The organism is Vallitaleaceae bacterium 9-2, from assembly GCA_038396585.1.
In the GTDB taxonomy this organism is placed as follows: Bacteria; Bacillota; Clostridia; order Lachnospirales; family Vallitaleaceae; genus UBA1351.
The window spans coordinates 1,150,607-1,167,845 of sequence record CP121691.1 but is presented as its reverse complement, the minus strand read 5'-3'; the positions used below and the strand labels follow the sequence as shown (position 1 = coordinate 1,167,845).

Annotated in this window: 13 protein-coding genes; 2 read left to right on the top strand and 11 right to left on the bottom strand. The window is 38.0% G+C overall.

Going from position 1 to position 17,239, the window contains the following annotated elements; all coding sequences use genetic code 11:
* Window positions 1-3: 3 nt before the first annotated feature.
* From arsB to dapF, 6 genes are all read right to left on the bottom strand, one after another.
* Window positions 4-1,059, bottom strand: coding sequence for an ACR3 family arsenite efflux transporter (gene arsB, locus QBE53_05380; GenBank protein WZL82540.1), 1,056 nt, complete (start codon window positions 1,057-1,059; stop codon window positions 4-6).
* 131 nt (window positions 1,060-1,190) lie between these two features.
* Entirely contained in the window at window positions 1,191-3,278 is a 2,088-nt protein-coding gene (locus QBE53_05375) for a glutamine synthetase III (GenBank protein ID WZL82539.1), read from the bottom strand.
* Window positions 3,279-3,509: 231 nt separating this feature from the next.
* On the bottom strand, window positions 3,510-4,082 hold the full coding sequence (locus QBE53_05370; protein WZL82538.1) for a response regulator: 573 nt from the start codon (window positions 4,080-4,082) through the stop codon (window positions 3,510-3,512).
* 39 nt (window positions 4,083-4,121) lie between these two features.
* A complete protein-coding gene (gene glnA, locus QBE53_05365; protein WZL82537.1) occupies window positions 4,122-5,456 on the bottom strand; it encodes a type I glutamate--ammonia ligase in 1,335 nt (444 codons plus the stop codon).
* 27 nt (window positions 5,457-5,483) lie between these two features.
* Complete coding sequence (locus QBE53_05360; GenBank protein ID WZL82536.1) at window positions 5,484-6,722, bottom strand: LL-diaminopimelate aminotransferase; 1,239 nt, start codon at window positions 6,720-6,722, stop codon at window positions 5,484-5,486.
* 9 nt (window positions 6,723-6,731) lie between these two features.
* On the bottom strand, window positions 6,732-7,565 hold the full coding sequence (dapF, locus tag QBE53_05355) for a diaminopimelate epimerase (protein WZL82535.1): 834 nt from the start codon (window positions 7,563-7,565) through the stop codon (window positions 6,732-6,734).
* A 220-nt stretch (window positions 7,566-7,785) separates the two neighbouring features.
* Here dapF and QBE53_05350 point away from each other — a divergent pair, with 220 nt between their 5' ends.
* Window positions 7,786-10,509, top strand: coding sequence for a PBP1A family penicillin-binding protein (locus tag QBE53_05350; GenBank protein ID WZL82534.1), 2,724 nt, complete (start codon window positions 7,786-7,788; stop codon window positions 10,507-10,509).
* Window positions 10,510-10,669: 160 nt separating this feature from the next.
* The gene (gene argS, locus QBE53_05345; GenBank protein WZL82533.1) at window positions 10,670-12,451 is read left to right on the top strand and encodes an arginine--tRNA ligase; all 1,782 of its coding nucleotides are present in this window, start codon (window positions 10,670-10,672) and stop codon (window positions 12,449-12,451) included.
* Between the two features lie 63 nt (window positions 12,452-12,514).
* Here the strand turns inward: argS and QBE53_05340 are convergent, their stop codons facing one another.
* The 5 genes from QBE53_05340 to gnd form a co-directional block, all read right to left on the bottom strand.
* Window positions 12,515-12,673, bottom strand: a complete 159-nt coding sequence (locus QBE53_05340) for a FeoB-associated Cys-rich membrane protein (protein ID WZL82532.1) — start codon at window positions 12,671-12,673, stop codon at window positions 12,515-12,517.
* Between the two features lie 19 nt (window positions 12,674-12,692).
* Window positions 12,693-14,705 (bottom strand): ferrous iron transport protein B, encoded by a 2,013-nt coding sequence (feoB, locus tag QBE53_05335; protein WZL82531.1) that lies wholly within the window; start codon window positions 14,703-14,705, stop codon window positions 12,693-12,695.
* A gap of 107 nt (window positions 14,706-14,812) precedes the next feature.
* Complete coding sequence (locus tag QBE53_05330) at window positions 14,813-15,091, bottom strand: FeoA family protein (protein WZL82530.1); 279 nt, start codon at window positions 15,089-15,091, stop codon at window positions 14,813-14,815.
* Between the two features lie 19 nt (window positions 15,092-15,110).
* Window positions 15,111-15,497 (bottom strand): metal-dependent transcriptional regulator, encoded by a 387-nt coding sequence (locus QBE53_05325; GenBank protein WZL82529.1) that lies wholly within the window; start codon window positions 15,495-15,497, stop codon window positions 15,111-15,113.
* Between the two features lie 172 nt (window positions 15,498-15,669).
* Entirely contained in the window at window positions 15,670-17,121 is a 1,452-nt protein-coding gene (gene gnd, locus QBE53_05320) for a decarboxylating NADP(+)-dependent phosphogluconate dehydrogenase (GenBank protein WZL82528.1), read from the bottom strand.
* Window positions 17,122-17,239: the final 118 nt, after the last annotated feature.

Sequence of the window (17,239 nt, the reverse complement as noted above, 5' to 3'; positions counted from 1 at the left end):
CGGTTAGTTTTTTGCGTTTAAGAACCACTCTGTCGTATTATTTGCAAATCGAACCAACATCAACATAACTGGTACTTCAACTAATACTCCAACAATAGTTGCTAATGCAACCGGGCTTTGAGCACCAAAAAGTGCAATAGCCACTGCCACTGCCAACTCAAAAAAGTTGGAAGCACCAATCATTGCTGCCGGTGCAGCAATAGCATGTGGCAATTTTAGTACACGGCTTATTCCATAACCAAGACCAAAAATCAAAATAGTCTGAAGAATCAATGGAATGGCAATTAAGAGAATATGCAATGGATTTTCTAAGATTACATGTCCTTGAAAAGAAAAAATAAGTACAAGTGTAATCAACAATCCACCAATTGTAACATGGTTGAATTTAGGGAGGAACGTATTATTAAAATAGGTTTCTCCTTTATTTTTTATGATGATGTGACGTGTGATTACTCCACCGGTAAGAGGAATAACGACAAAGAGAACGACAGAGAGAATCAATGTCATCCAAGGAACTACAAAACCACTGACCCCAAGCAAAAAAGCAACAATCGGTGTAAATGCAATTAAGATAATCAAGTCATTGGTTGCCACTTGAACAACTGTATACGCGGGATTTCCTTTCGTCAAATGGCTCCATACGAAGACCATTGCAGTACAAGGTGCTGCTCCAAGTAACACCGCTCCTGCCAAATAATCTGATGCTAACTCTGGAGTAATCCACTCCTTAAAGATAATATTAAAGAAAAGATAGGCAATTCCAAACATAGTAAAAGGTTTTATCAACCAATTAACAACCCATGTCACAAACAATCCTTTAGGATTTTTCCCTACATCTTTCACACTTTTAAAATCTACTTTCATCATCATTGGATAAATCATCAGCCAAATTAAGATTGCAATCGGAATAGATACATTGGCGACTTCAAACTTCCCAAAAAATCTTGGTATCATCGGCAAATATTTTCCAATACCAATTCCTAAAAGCATACAAAGAATCACCCATAAAGATAAATACCGCTCAAAAAAACTCATACCTTCTAATTTTTGTTTTTTCATATAGCTCCTTTTCATATATCGTACTTGCATTAACATATCTATGTTTATCGATATGTTAGCATATACTTGAAAAACTGTCAAGAAAAAAGCAGTACACCAACCAGGGCGTACCGCTTTTAAATATATATAAATTATACTCTAAACAATAAATCTGAATACGTTGGAAATGGCCAAAATTCCTCAGATACAATCACTTCTAATTCATCACAAGGCTTACGCAACGCTTCCATTACCGGAAAGACTTCAAACTTATACGCATGGGCTTGTTCTTCATAATCTTCGATTCCATCATGAACGCGTTCTACCGTAGCTTCCAATGCATCGACTTGATCACTCACCTCTTTTAATAATTTTGAGATTTGTTCAACCAGCTGTGTCTGAACCGAAACATCTGCACTTGGAACTGCTGATTTAACTGAAATAATTGAATTGGATAATACACCCATATATTCCATAACTGCCGGCATAATTTCACGTCGTGCAACTTCAATCATCGTTAATGCTTCGATATTAATATTTTTTGAATATTCTTCAAATAATATCTCTTGTCGTGCATTGACTTCTTGAGCTGTGAAAACATGATGACGTTCAAAGACTTCAATGTATTCAGGTCGGTTAAAGACACTAATTGCTTCTGGCGTCGTCTTAATATTTGGTAAGCCTCGTCTCTTGGCTTCCTCTACCCACTCTTCAGAATAACCATCACCATTAAAGATAATATTATAATGTTCTTTGACAAGCTCTTCTAAAATATGGCTAAGCTCGGTTTCGAAGTCTTCTGCTTTTTCTAATTTATCTGCAATTCGGGATAAGACTTCCGCCAAAATTGTATTTAGCGTAATACTCGCTCCCGAAATGGATTGATTCGATCCAACCATTCTAAATTCAAAGCGATTACCGGTAAATGCAAAAGGTGATGTTCGATTACGGTCAGTAACATCTTTTGGGAAATCCGGCAATGTTGTCACGCCTAATTTCATCGTACTCGCTTCTTTACTTGATGTTAATGCCCCAGACTTGATTTGATCAATAATATCCGTTAATTGCTCACCAAGGAAAATAGAAATAATTGCCGGTGGCGCTTCATTTGCACCAAGGCGATGTTCATTACCTGCATTGGCTGCTGTCAAGCGAAGCAATGGCGCATACTCATCAACCGCTGCAATGATAGCCACTAAAAATGTTAAAAACTGAGCATTTGAATGAGGCGTTCTTCCTGGAGATAACAAATTAGCTGTTGGAGTGCTCATAGACCAGTTGTTATGTTTTCCCGATCCATTAACCCCTGCAAATGGTTTTTCGTGTAATAGACATGCAAGTTCATGATGCTGCGCAACTTTTGTAATCATATCCATAACCAATTGATTATGGTCTGTTGCAATATTTGCCGTTGTAAAGATTGGCGCCATCTCATGTTGTGCAGGAGCAACTTCATTATGCTTTGTCTTTGATGCAATACCTAATTTCCATAGTTCCACATCAATTTCTTTCATAAATGCAGAAATACGCTCTTTTATACTTCCAAAATAATGGTCATCTAATTCTTGTCCCTTTGGAGGTTTTGCACCAAACAATGTTCGTCCTGTAAAGATCAAGTCCTTTCGTTGTTGATATAATCGCTTATCTACAAGAAAGTATTCTTGTTCCGGTCCAAGGGTTGTAGTTACTTTTTTTGTCGTTGTATCTCCAAAGAGTCTTAATATTCTTAAGGCTTGCTTATCTATAGCTTCCATTGAACGTAACAAAGGTGTCTTCTTATCCAGTGCTTCGCCACTGTAGGAACAAAAAGCTGTAGGAATACACAACGTATCATCTTTTAAAAATGCAGGTGATGTCGCATCCCATGCTGTATAGCCTCTTGCTTCAAATGTCGCACGTAATCCACCATTTGGAAAAGATGAAGCATCTGGTTCCCCTTGGATCAATTGTTTGCCTGAAAACTCCATAATTACAGAGCCTTCTCCTGTCGGTTCAATAAACGAATCATGCTTTTCAGCAGTCTTTCCTGTCATTGGTTGAAACCAATGTGTATAATGGGTTGCACCTTTTTCAATTGCCCAATCCTTCATTGCATTTGCAACCACATCTGCGACGTCTTCAGAAAGCGCTTCACCCAAGTCTAGAGTTCTTTTTAGCGCCTTATACGTATCCTTTGGAAGACGTTCCTTCATTACAACATCATTAAATACATTTTTCCCAAAAATATCAGTTACATTCATAAAATCCTCCTTGCTATGCTAACGATTTACCACAAAGTCTAAGTCGTGCTTTCCAATAACACAAAAAAGGCGTGCTCAAGAAAGCCTTGAGAACGCCATTGTTCCAAAACAAAAATAAATATGACCTGGGCGCTACGCCCTCTTACTTAAAAACATAATATCATAGGACAAATAATAATGCAAGTTATTTTTTTTATAAATTAATTTTCTGTCATTTCAAGCTTTTTATCACTATTTTTTGTATATTCTGATAATGATTTCTGCTACCTTTACCTTTGAAATACCTTTATCCATACTCTTTTTTTGTATTTTGCGATGTGCTTCTTCTTCGCTTAAGTTCAGATATTCCATCAAGTATTTTTTTGCTTCGTTCACAATGTCTTGATTTTTTTTCTCATCATTGATTTTGTCAACTTTTTGCTCCAATGCCAGTATGCTCTTGGCTGTTTTGGCGAGTAAGAAGATAGTATTCATCAACACTTCACGTCCACACGGCTTTGCAATACTGGCAAAAATCGGTTCTTGATTCAAGTTGACATAATAGCCCATATCTGCCGCGTGAATAAGTGTAATCACCGGACAGACTTTTTCTGCTAGAATGGTTTCAGAGATTTCGTACCCTTTCATTCCCTTCATTTGATCATCAATAATCGTAATGTCCGGATAGACTGTATGAATCCTTCGCAACAAATCATAAGCGTCTGTCGTCTCGCCAACAACTTGCATACCGTTTTCAACCAGAAATTGGGTTAGTTGAGCAGCTATTTTATTGTTGTTTGAGCCAATCATGACTCTTATCCCCATATAATTTCACCTACTTATGAAGAGTCTCGATGAGAACGACTAATACCTAGATATATACCGTTCGACTTCCCAATCATGTACGATTGATATATAATCCATCCATTCATTAATTTTTGCACGTTTATAATTTTCATATACATCGCCTAAGACAGACCTAATCAGTTCGTCTTTATCCAACTCAACCACAGCATCCTTTAATGTTTTTGGCAGCGTATTCTCAAAGTCAAAGGGGTGTACTGCCTTAGATAAGTCTTTTGCCGACATGGGTTCATCCGATTTTAAATTGTTTTTAATTCCATCTAACCCTGCCTCTATCATCACTGCAAGGGCAAGATACGGATTGCAGGAAGGGTCAGGACTTCTATACTCAATACAGGTTCTATTGCCACGTGCTGCAGGAATACGAATCAGCGGACTATTGTTTGAACTTGACCAGCCAATGCGAATCGGCGCTTCAAATCCTGTTACCAAACGTTTATATGAATTAATCGTTGGGTTCGTCACTGCTGTTATGCCCTTAGCATGTGCTAATAATCCTCCGATAAAAGCATGTCCATCTTCGGATAATTGGTAGTCTTCATCTGCATCAAAAAAGACATTTTTTCCAGTCGCCTTTTCTTCTAGCGTCATTAAAGTATGCATACCCGATCCATTAATGTTATGCAGAGGCTTTGGCATAAATGTTGCATGTAATCCATGTTTTTGTGCAATCACTTTGACAACAAGCTTAAACGTCACAATGTTGTCGACTGTTTCAAGCAAATCCCCCATTTCAAAATCAATCTCATGTTGACCTGGTGCTACTTCATGATGGGATGCAGCAATTTTAAAATCCATATCCTGCAACGTCAAGACAATATCTCTTCGAACATTTTCCCCCAAATCAATAGGTCCCAAATCAAAATATCCGGCTTTATCATGTGTCGTCGTCGTTGGATCTCCTTGTTCATCTGTATGAAACAAGAAAAACTCAAACTCCGGTGCTACCTTGACTCGATATCCCATTGCCTCTGCTTTTTTTATTGTCTGCTTAAGAACATATCGAGGATCACCGCTAAAAGGATTTCCATCGGCTTTGACAATGTCACATATAAGCCTTGCTACCTTTCCTTGGTGAGGTCTCCATGGAAAAATCTGAAAAGTTGATAAATCTGGACGAAGATACATATCCGCTTCTTCAATTCGATATAACCCTTCAATTGATGAACCATCAAACATAATCTCTCCAGCCAAAGCTTTCTCCAGCTGTTCAACAGTAATGGCAACATTTTTAAGTGTTCCAAAAATATCCACGAATTGTAATCGGATGAATTTTACATCTTCATCAAACACAATCCGTCGAATCTCTTCATTAGAATACATCTTCGCACTCATTGCTTTCCTCCTTTAGGATGGCTATATTTAAAATACAAACTCAACATCGGACAATCGTCGATAAATCTCATCCATGACAAGTCGTTCTTCTTGAGCATTTAACGATAAAAATGTAACAGAAAATCGCACATAGGCACCTGCATCATCCCATGGAACCGTAGAAATCAGTTTTTCCTTGATTAAAAATTGTGAAAAGTCTTCTGCTGTTTTAAACTTCACACCATTTTTCACCCCTTTGGGTATTCCTACATAAAGATAAAACGAGCCCTTAGGCTTTTTCACATTGAATCCAAGGCTTGACAAGGTTTCAACAAGCATATCATGGCGTCTTGAATATTTTGCTGCTGTCATTTCTGTAATTTCCGGGTGTTCCAACGCATAAACAGCAGCTTTTTGTATCGCTTTAAACTGTCCTGAATCATTATTGTCTTTAACCGATGCAAATGCAGCAACTACTTTTTTGTTTCCAACAACATAAGCCATTCTCCATCCCGTCATATTATATGCTTTTGAGAGCGAATGAATCTCAACGCCTACTTTTTTTGCTCCAGGGAGACTTAGAAAACTTAGAGGCTTATGTCCATCAAACATTAACCCAGCATATGCAGCATCATGAACAATAATCAAATTATTTTCTTTTGCAAATTTAATTGCTTTTTTAAAAAAAGCTTTGGTTGCCACTGCACCTGTAGGATTGTTGGGATAATTCAAGTACAATAATTTTGCTTTTTTTACGATATCTTTTGGAACTGCATCTAAGTCAGGAAGAAACTTGTTTTCAGCCAAAAGCGGCATATTATACACATCGCCCCCCAACCACTTTGTCATCGTTCCCATGATTGGATATCCAGGTACTGTCATCAAGGTAACATCGCCCGGATTAATAAACGCTTGTGCCATCATGGCAAGCGCAGGCTTTGAACCGATGGAATGGTTGACTTCGGTTTGTGCATCGATTCCTTTCACTCCATAGATACGTTCCATATACGTGACAACGGCCTCTTTAAATTCAAAAATACCATTATCCGCATAATTACGATTTTCCCATTGATTGGCTTCAAATGCCAATGTGTCAATAACTCCTTGGTCTGCTTTTGCATCCGGTTCTCCAACCCCCATATCAATAAGCTCAAGATCTGGGTGTGCTTTCATTGCCTCGATTTTAGCACGCTTGATTTTTTCAAATTTATAGATAACCGTACTTTTTCCAAATTGTTTTCCACCAATGCGTTCTGCAATTAAACTTTGAATATAACTTTCTGCCATAATATCCTCCTATTTTAACCATTTACCTTCAAAAACAAATTCCGCCGGGCCTGTAAGAAACACATGATTGGTCTCTTGATCCCATTCGATGTCTAGATCCCCTCCAAGTAAATGTATCGTTGCTTTTGTGTCGCATTTATCGTTAAGAACACATGCTACAAGTGTCGCACAAGCGCCTGTACCACATGCCAGCGTCTCTCCACTTCCCCGTTCCCATACCCGCATGTTTATCTCATGCCGATTGATGACCTGCGCAAACTCAATATTTGCTTTTTTTGGGAAAGAAGCGTCCACTTCTAATAGTTTACCATACTTTTCTACATTAAATCCATCGGTTTGTTCAACAAATGTAACTGCATGGGGATTTCCCATAGATACACATGTCATCGCAAATTTTTTATCTGCTGCCATCAACATCAAATCCACTACCGGTGAGCCTTCGCTTAAGACAGGGATATCTTGTGCCTTTAGTATAGGCTCTCCCATATCCACTCGTACCGTCTTTACGCTTTGCTGTTCATGAAAGAGTTCTAGAATTTTTATTCCTGCCTGAGTTTCTACATATATCGTCTCTTTCCCAATCATTTTGTTGTCATAGACATACTTGCCAACACATCGAATCGCATTGCCACACATCTCAGCTTCTGATCCATCTGCGTTAAACATCCGCATCTTTACATCCGCTTTTTGCGATGGAAGAATCAATACTATCCCATCACTTCCGATTCCAAAGTGGCGATCACTCATTTGAATTGCCAGCTCTTTGGGATCTTCTACCGTTTCTTCAAACCCATTTATATAGATATAATCATTACCACAGCCTTGCATTTTCGTAAAATTCATTTTTCACCTCATAGGACTATTCAGCTCAAATTAGTAGTACCATTTAATAACACTATTTAAGTATACATGAATATTTCTCAAAATGCAATATATGCCACAAAAAATAATTCCCCTTCAAAAACCTTCCTTGTAAATATTAATTTTTGATTAAGGTTATTAAACTTCTTTCTTATTAGCCATATATTTGATATAATAGTGAAGATTAAAAGGAGGATTCATTATGAATTTTGGAAAATATGCTCGAAATAAGAAAATAAAGCAGATTAATTCAAAGTCTAGCAAGATCAAGAATTTAGTCAGTTCAACTTTTTTCAAGCTTTTAGTATTTTTTATATTAGTTGCAGGTATTATTGCTTTTGCTGCAGGTCTTGGAACCTTTAAAGCTATTATTGACGCATCACCAAGTATTGATCATTTACTGGAAAAGATCCAACCCGAAGGATATACAACGATTATCTATGACCTTCAAGGCAACGAAGTCCAAAAACTTCATGGTGCTGATGCTAACCGAATCTATGTTGAATATGACCAAATCCCAAAATATTTGGGAGAGGCTTATATCGCTATTGAAGACGAACGCTTCATGCGACATAATGGTGTTGACTTAGAAGGGTTTATGCGTGCTATTTTTATTAACCTTAAGACACAAAGCTTTTCTGAAGGTGCAAGTACCATTACACAGCAGATTATTAAGAACAACGTTTTATCTACAGATGTAACGATTGAGCGTAAATTACAAGAAATGTATCTTGCCGTTCAACTTGAAAAGTATCTTTCAAAAGAAGATATTCTTGAACTCTATATGAACACTGTAGCTAGTGGTCGCGGAACCAACGGTGTTCAAACTGCTTCTCAACTGTATTTTAATAAGGATGTTTGGGATATTTCCATTGCAGAAGCTGCTGTACTTGCTTCAATTACAAACAATCCGTCAAAGTATGATCCTGTATCAAAACCTGAGAACAACCGGGACCGTGCAGAACGTATTCTAGATAAGCTTTTAGAGCAAGGCTATATCAGCGAAGCAGAATACAACGAAGCATATAATACGGATGTATATAGTCAAATTCAAATCAATTCACAAATGCGTGCTGAAAAATCGTCGAGTTATTCATATTTTGTTGATGAGACGATTGAACGTCTTGTTGATGATTTAACCATCCAAAAAGGATACTCTGAATCACAGGCATACAATCTAATCTATCGCGGTGGACTTAGTATCTACATTACACAAGACTCCAAGATTCAAGAAGGTATGGATAGTGTCTTTAATAATGAAGAAAACTATCCACCAGAGTATGAAGACTATGCTATGAAGTTGTTATATAGCTTATCGGTTTTAAAAGATGAAGAAAATCCGGAACATTTTTACCACGAAGAACAATTTGCAAATCGGGAAGAAGCTGAAGCCTATATCCAAAGTGTTTGGGACGAATACGGATTGACACAATCCGATTTTGACAACGGGCTTGCTAAGGAAAACCCATTATTTATCCCTCAACCTCAGGCGGCGATGGTACTGCTCGACTTCCACAACGGGCATGTTAAAGCGTTAGCTGGTGGTCGTGGAATAAAAATAGGTAACCAAACCTTTAACCGTGCTACACAAGCAAAGCGTCAACCGGGTTCAACATTTAAACCACTTGCTGCCTATCTTCCAGCTTTAGATGCTAGAGATTATACATTGGCAACCGTTTTAGATGATGCTCCATTTAATGTCTCTATGCCAAACGGCTCAACATATAGCCCTGGCAACTGGTATCGCGGGTATCGTGGTCTATCGACCATTCGTCAAGGAATCGTCGATTCAATGAATATATTGGCAGTTGAGACCACCTTTAATGTAGGCGTTGATTTAGCATTCGATTATTTAATGGACCTTGGCTTTACTACACTCCATGAATCGTTAACACGAAATGGACAATCCTTTACAGATAAAACCCTTGCGCTCCCCCTTGGTGGATTGACTGATGGGGTAACAACTCTTGAACTAACTGCCGCTTACGGCGCCATCGCTAATGAAGGTGTCTATGTCGAACCTATTTTCTATACACGGGTACTAGACCATGATGGTAATATCCTAATTGACAAAGAACCGGTTACACGTACCGTAATGAAAGATACGACAGCATTTTTACTTACCGATGCTATGGTAGATGTTATTGAATACGGAACCGGTACAGCCTCTAGACTTAGAAATACCAAAACACCTGCTGCAGGTAAGACTGGTACAACCTCTGCTACCAAAGACTTATGGTTTGCAGGATATACACCTTACTATGCTGCTTCGCTTTGGATGGGATATGATGACCCACAGCAAATGGCATATGTACGAAGTTATCACAAGCGAATGTGGCGCGACGTCATGGAAATTGCTCACGAAGAGCTTCCATATAAAGACTTCAATAAGCCTGCAAGTATTACTTCTGCACTTATCTGTACCGAGTCCGGCAAATTAGCTGTTCAAGGACTATGCACAGACGATCCTCGAGGAAGTACTGCACGTTATGAATATTTTGCTCCAGGAACAGTGCCTACAGAGACTTGTGATGTACATCAAGAGGTATTTATCGATACCTCCACTGGTTTGTTTGCTACTGAATATTGTCCTGAAGAGTTGGTAGAACGACGCATCATGATTCAACGTGTCAACCCATTAAATGTTGAAGAGTTATCACCAGCAGTATTAAACTCAATCGCGGACTACCAATATGAAATTCCACACTCAATGATTGGAGAATATTGTAATGTTCACGGTCCTCATACAGTTCCGGAAAATGTGCCTGAAGAGACGCCAAATAATGGAGATGTATTTGACCCGAACAATCCGCTCTCCCCGTTTAACCCCCAGTTCCCAGAAACTTCCAATAATGGGAACAATAACAACAATACTAACAACGGCAATGGAAACGGAAACTCAAGTAACAACGGGAATAACAACTAAGTACTGATTCAAATTCAAGCTGATATGTTCAAAGAAAAGCTGACATATCAGCTTTTCTTTGTTTTATACTGTGACCAACTAATCTGCAGTCTATTATTGTAATCTGCAGTCTTTTATATTATAATAAACAGAATGTATTGAAGAAAAAGGAGTCGATTAAATGTTAACCTCAAAATTAACCGAACTATTATCTCGTGCTTTTGAAGAAGCCGGGTACAAAGCTTCCTACGGAGATGTTGTTGTCTCTGCCCGCCCTGACTTGTGTCAATTCCAATGCAATGGTGCTATGCCCGCTGCAAAAGAATACAAAAAAGCACCTTTTATGATTAGTGACACTGTTATTGAAACCCTAAAAACTTACCCTGAATATGGAACAATTATTAAAGAGGCGGTTACCGTTAAGCCCGGATTCATTAACATCACACTCACGAATGATTATATTTCACAAAACACCACAGCAATTATGAATAGCGAGCGTTTCGGAATATCCCTTGCACAACATCCTGAAAGAGTTGTTATTGACTATGGCGGACCTAATATTGCTAAGCCGTTACATGTCGGTCATTTACGTACAGCTATTATTGGTGAATCCTTAAAGCGCCTACTCAAATATCTGGGTCACAATGTGATCGGTGATATCCATCTTGGCGACTGGGGTCTTCAAATGGGTATGATCATCTCAGAAATCGAACGCACACAACCTGATCTCCCCTATTTTGATCCAGAACACGCTGGGGATTACCCTAGTGATGCTCCTTTCTCATTAGAGGATCTTGAAGAAATCTATCCACGTGTCAGCGCTCTTTGTAAAGAAAATGAAGCTATGTATAATCAAGCCAAAGAAGCAACCTATAAGCTACAAAAAGGTAATCCTGGTTACATTGCTCTTTGGAAGCATATTGTCAATATATCTATAACTGATATTAAAAAGAATTATGCACGCCTCAATGTTGATTTTGACCTTTGGTATGGAGAAAGTAATAGCCAAGAATATATTGATGATGCTATTGCTATCCTTAAAGAGAAAAATGTCTTACGTGAAAGCGACGGCGCAATTGTTGTTGACGTTGCCCGCCCGGAAGATAAAAAAGATGTTCCTCCGATTATTTTATTCAAATCTGATGGCTCCGTAATTTATGGTACAACTGATCTAGCCACTATTTACCAGCGCGTCAAAGATTTTGATCCAACACAGATTTTATATGTTGTAGATTCAAGACAAGCAACCCATTTTACTCAAGTGTTTAGATGTGCCAGTGATAATGGAATCGTATCTCCTGATGTCTCTCTTGAACATATTGGCTTTGGAACAATGAACGGAAAAGATGGTAAACCATTCAAAACAAGAGCTGGCGGAGTCCTTCGTCTTTCTGACTTGATTGAAATGGTTGAGAATAATGCAAAAGAAAAAATCATTAAAAATATTGAAGATAAAGGTATAGATACTTCAGCCGATGATATTGATAGTATCTCACACATTGTCGGTTTAGCCACATTAAAATATGCGGATTTATCCAATTATCGTATGAAAGACTATGTCTTTGACCTTGACAAGTTCTCTTCGTTTGAAGGAAAAACCGGCCCCTATATTCTTTATTCTACTGTCCGCATCAAAAATATTATCCGTAAGCTCGAAGCATCTAACTTTGAAAAAGGCGATTTAATGGCTCCTGCAAGCGATATTGAGCGTAGCTTGATGTTAAAGCTTGATCAACTTGAAAGTGTCCTTAATCTCGCCGCAAGAGACCGTTCTCCAAATGTTATTGCAGAGTACGTCTATGAATTGGCAACGATGGTTAGTAGTTTTTATCATCAACACCATATCATTAACGAGACCAATGTAGAACAGAAAAAATCTTGGTTTTCTCTGTTAACATTAACTCTTGATGTTCAAACAACATGCCTTGACTTACTTGGTATCATCGTTCCGGAAAAAATGTAAATTATAAAAATAGCCAGTGCACTAATGCACTGGCTATTTTTTTGGGTTTAGGCAAAACAATTTTTATTCATGATTGCAACTGCAGCCGCCACCTGGAACATTTTTTGTTCCACTGTGAGGGCATCCGATGCACTTAACACCTTTTTTCTTTTCGGAAATAATCTTTGCAATGGCACCACTTATACTTGCCACGATAATTAAAATAACAATTATATCTCCCATAATATCACTCCTTTTGCTATTATCTGGAAGCTAATGCTACTTTTGCATTTGCTTTTTGGTCACCTTTTTTCATTAGGACTATGACGATGCCAATCATTATTGCAACAGCAATAACTCCTGGTAGGAAATATTCACCTACTGCTCCTGTTGTAATCAATGTACCGATATGGTAGAAGAAAAAGGACACAACATATCCCATACCAAACTGGAAGCCGATACCACCCCATAACCACTTTTTATTTTCCATCTCTGAATTCATAGAACCAATGGCTGCAAAACATGGTGGTGTAAATAGATTAAATACTAAATATGAAAGCGCTGCTACAGAAGTGATTCCCATAACGCCGGCAACACCACTTGCAGCCCCTGCTTCATTTACAATTGCAAATTCTTCTGTATCAATAAAGTTTGAGATTCCATAGACAACTGCCAATGTACCTACTATATTTTCTTTTGCAATAAAACCTGTAATTGCAGCTGCCGCTAATTGCCATACCCCAAAACCAAGCGGTAATAACAATATCGCAAACGGAGTAGAAATACTTGCTAAGATACTTGTATTTTCTGCCCCTTCTGCTACAAGGTTAAAACTCCAATCAAAGGACTGCATAATTTGCACAGCCGCATTACAAATCAAAATAATAGTCGCTGCTTTCACAATAAAAGCCTTTGCCCGTGAAAACATTGAAATCGTTGCTCTTTTAACACTTGGTATTCTATACTCTGGAAGTTCCATGATGAAAAATGACCGTGCACCTTTTTCTCCAGTAATACGAACCACAATGAGTGCGCCGATAATAATGATTATGATAGCTAAGAAATACATGCCTGCACCAACAATTGCTGATCCGTTAAAAAACACACCTGCAAACAAGGCAATAACCGGAAGTTTTGCTCCACAAGGCATAAAAGGTGTCAACATAGCCGTTGTTCTTCGTTGGCGATCGTTACGAATAGTTCTTGTAGCCATAACACCAGGGATTGCACAACCTGTACCAATAATCATTGGGATAATCGATTTTCCTGAGAGACCCACTTTTTTGAAAAAACGGTCCATAATTACTGCAACCCTTGCCATATATCCACAATCTTCCAATAACGCAAGCAAGAAGAATAAAACCATAATCAGTGGTAAGAAACCAACAACTGCTGCAACACCACCAATAATACCATCAACCAATAGTGCCGATAAAAACGGACTAACGCTTTCACCTAAAGCATCTGCAACAAAACCTTGAAAACCTTCAAGCCATCCAACAAATACATCCGCAATCCAAGGACCTACCCATGATTGAGAAATAGCAAATACACACCACATTATAAGTGCAAACACCGGAATTCCCAGCCACTTATGTGCTAAAATTCTGTCTGCTGCATCCTGTTTTGTTTGTTCATTAGAAGCGACAACTCTTTTTTCAACAGCTTTAACAATCGTTTTTACAAAATCATAACGTTTTTTATCCGATGCAAGCACCGCTTCTTTATTCGACATGTTAACATTATCTGCATTAAACGGTCGCGACTGTCCTTTGCCTGCCACTTCAACCACTTTGCTCAATAAGTCTTTTAATCCATTGTTTGTTGAAGCTGTCGATACTGTTTCAACTACCGGACACCCTATTTTTTTTGCCAACGCGTCAATATCGATATCTGTGTTTTTCTTTCTGTTTAAATCGCTTTTATTCAAGGCTACGACAACAGGAATATCTAATTCTAACAGCTGCGTTGTGAAAAATAAGCTTCGACTAAGATTCGTAGCATCCACAATGTTAATAATAACATCAGGCTTTTCATTCTTAATAAAATCACTGGTGATATTTTCCTCAGAAGTAAAGGGTGACATCGAGTACGCGCCTGGCAAGTCAACCGCTATAATCTCATTATTTGACTTATATAGACTACTCTTAATCGCGCCTTCCTTTTTTTCAATTGTTACACCTGCCCAGTTACCGACTTTTTCGATCTTACCGGTAATGGCATTAAATAGAGTGGTTTTTCCACTATTCGGGTTACCTGTTAATGCAATTCTCATAATATCCTCCATATATAAAACTTATAGTGCAAAGTTAGCCTAAGTTAACTTTAAAGCCAAAGTAAAAAGCTATGAAAAATAGCTTACGTTACTTCATTTGTTTATATTTAAACACGAATAGCTGATGCTAATTCGGTATCAATACTATATCTTGCATCTTTTAGTGAAATAACAATATTATCTGCCAATCGAGAAATCACTGTAATTTTTTCGCCTTCATAGCACCCTAGTGTAAACAAAAAGTCTTTCATCTCTACGTCAGTAGTGTCAATCATTTTAATCGTATTTTCTACATCTACTTGCGCATCTGCAACACTATTTACGCTACTATCAGGTTCAACCTTGCTATAATTTAATACTTTGTTATTTCTGACTACATTATCCATTTACATAACCTCCAGAAAATCACTTGTTAAGCTCAATATTATGATCGCTTAAATATTTACTAATCGCTTCTGTCATCGTCTTATCAATCACATGTTCTATCTTACACGCATTATCTGTTGCTGATTTTGTTGAAAGATTTAATGAATGTTCAAGAAATGCTGTAATCATTCGATGCCGTTTATAAATCTTATCAGAAAGCTCTCTTCCTTTTTTCGTTAACGTAATGGAACCATATGCCTCTTTATGAATCAATCCTTTTCCTTTTAGATAACCCATAGCCTTTGTTACACTTGGTTTACTGACACCTAAACGATTAGCAATATCCACACTATGCGCATGTCCATGATGGTTCTCAAGAACTAATACGGTTTCTAAATACATTTCCATTGATTCTGAATTGGTCATAATGTCCCTTTCTGATAAGGATTATCATTTTCATGATTATTATATCGCTATGAAGATTTTTTGTCAAGGATTTATCGAAAGTTCTTCACCATATAAATCCGGCATTTTTAGCACAAAATAAAACAGGTGCAATACGTTGCCGGGTATTGCACCTGTTTTGTTCATTTGCTTTTTATGCTTGATATGTTGTTGAAGCCGTTGAACCACCTTCTCCCGTCCAATTGGTATGGAAAAATTCACCTCTAGGTTTATCAACGCGTTCATAAGTATGTGCACCAAAGTAATCTCTTTGCGCCTGTAATAGATTCGCCGGGAGCCGCTCGCTTCGGAACCCATCATAAAAGGTAATTGCTGCCGATAATGTCGGTACAGAAACACCTTTTGAAATCGCTGTAGCAACGACACTACGCAAATGTTGTTCGGATTCAGTTACTGCTTTTGTAAAGAACCCATCTAATAGAAGATTAGTTAATGAAGGTACTTTTTCATATGCTGCTTTTATTTTATCTAGGAACGCACTTCGTATAATACATCCTCCACGCCACATCGCCGCAATTTCACCATAATTCAAATCCCAGCCATATGTATTTGCCGCTTCACGCATAAGCATATATCCTTGTGCATATGAGATGATTTTCGCCATGTATAACGCATGTTTAAGTTGGTGGATGAACTCTTGTTCATCGCCATCATAGCTTAGTTCAGGTCCGGTAAGTACTTTGGACGCTTTTACACGCTCTTGTTTGATAGCAGATAAGCACCTTGCATAGACTGCTTCACTAATAAGCGTCAAAGGAACCCCTTCAAGAAGTGAAGATATCCCTGTCCATTTTCCCGTTCCTTTTTGTCCTGCAGTATCTAAAATTGAATCTACAACATATGTGCCATCTGCATCTTTATATGCCAGTATATCTCGAGTAATCTCAATTAAGTAGCTATCTAAAATATCTTCATTCCATTGGCTAAAAACTTCATGCATCTGTGCATTACTCATGCCTAATAAATCTTTCATCAATTGATAGGCTTCTGTAATTAGCTGCATGTCTCCATATTCAATCCCATTGTGGACCATTTTTACATAATGTCCTGCACCGTTAGCACCTACCCAATCACAGCAAGGCGTTCCATCATCAGCCTTTGCGGCAATCGTTTGAAAAATCGGTTGTATATGTTCCCATGCTTCTATCGACCCTCCGGGCATAATACTTGGCCCATTAAGTGCCCCTTCTTCTCCACCACTAACACCTGCACCAACGTACAATAAGCCTTTGGACTCAATATACTTTGTACGGCGTATAGAATCTTCATAGTTAGAGTTTCCACCATCAATAATAATATCCCCTTCATCTAAATAAGGGATAACTTTATCAATAAAAATATCTACCGGTTCACCTGCTTTTACCATTAACATCACTTTTCTAGGTCTTTTTAATTGGCTCACAAGCTCTTGTATTGAATATGTTCCTATAATCGCTTTACCTTTGGCACGCCCTTCAACAAACCGGGTCACTTTTTCAGTACTGCGGTTAAACACAGCAACGGTAAAGCCATTGCGTTCCATATTCATTACAAGGTTTTCTCCCATAACGGCTAAACCGATTAATCCTATATCTGCTTTTTCCATTTTTTTCCTCCATTTATATCATTCTTATATTATTTCTATATAACGTACTACACTATATGCTCATTATACAATATAATCAAAAGAAATAAAACACTTTACATAATAAAGATTATTAACT

What these genes read in the sequence shown, in the direction of transcription:
- QBE53_05325 (WZL82529.1), bottom strand. Translation starts at nt 15,497, where the DNA reads ATGACCAATTCAGAATCAATGGAAATGTATTTAGAAACCGTATTAGTT.
- QBE53_05340 (WZL82532.1), bottom strand. Translation starts at nt 12,673, where the DNA reads ATGGGAGATATAATTGTTATTTTAATTATCGTGGCAAGTATAAGTGGT.
- arsB (WZL82540.1), bottom strand. Translation starts at nt 1,059, where the DNA reads ATGAAAAAACAAAAATTAGAAGGTATGAGTTTTTTTGAGCGGTATTTA.
- QBE53_05350 (WZL82534.1), top strand. Translation starts at nt 7,786, where the DNA reads ATGAATTTTGGAAAATATGCTCGAAATAAGAAAATAAAGCAGATTAAT.
- dapF (WZL82535.1), bottom strand. Translation starts at nt 7,565, where the DNA reads ATGAATTTTACGAAAATGCAAGGCTGTGGTAATGATTATATCTATATA.
- glnA (WZL82537.1), bottom strand. Translation starts at nt 5,456, where the DNA reads ATGAGTGCGAAGATGTATTCTAATGAAGAGATTCGACGGATTGTGTTT.
- QBE53_05370 (WZL82538.1), bottom strand. Translation starts at nt 4,082, where the DNA reads ATGGGGATAAGAGTCATGATTGGCTCAAACAACAATAAAATAGCTGCT.
- gnd (WZL82528.1), bottom strand. Translation starts at nt 17,121, where the DNA reads ATGGAAAAAGCAGATATAGGATTAATCGGTTTAGCCGTTATGGGAGAA.
- QBE53_05330 (WZL82530.1), bottom strand. Translation starts at nt 15,091, where the DNA reads ATGGATAATGTAGTCAGAAATAACAAAGTATTAAATTATAGCAAGGTT.
- feoB (WZL82531.1), bottom strand. Translation starts at nt 14,705, where the DNA reads ATGAGAATTGCATTAACAGGTAACCCGAATAGTGGAAAAACCACTCTA.
- QBE53_05360 (WZL82536.1), bottom strand. Translation starts at nt 6,722, where the DNA reads ATGGCAGAAAGTTATATTCAAAGTTTAATTGCAGAACGCATTGGTGGA.
- argS (WZL82533.1), top strand. Translation starts at nt 10,670, where the DNA reads ATGTTAACCTCAAAATTAACCGAACTATTATCTCGTGCTTTTGAAGAA.
- QBE53_05375 (WZL82539.1), bottom strand. Translation starts at nt 3,278, where the DNA reads ATGAATGTAACTGATATTTTTGGGAAAAATGTATTTAATGATGTTGTA.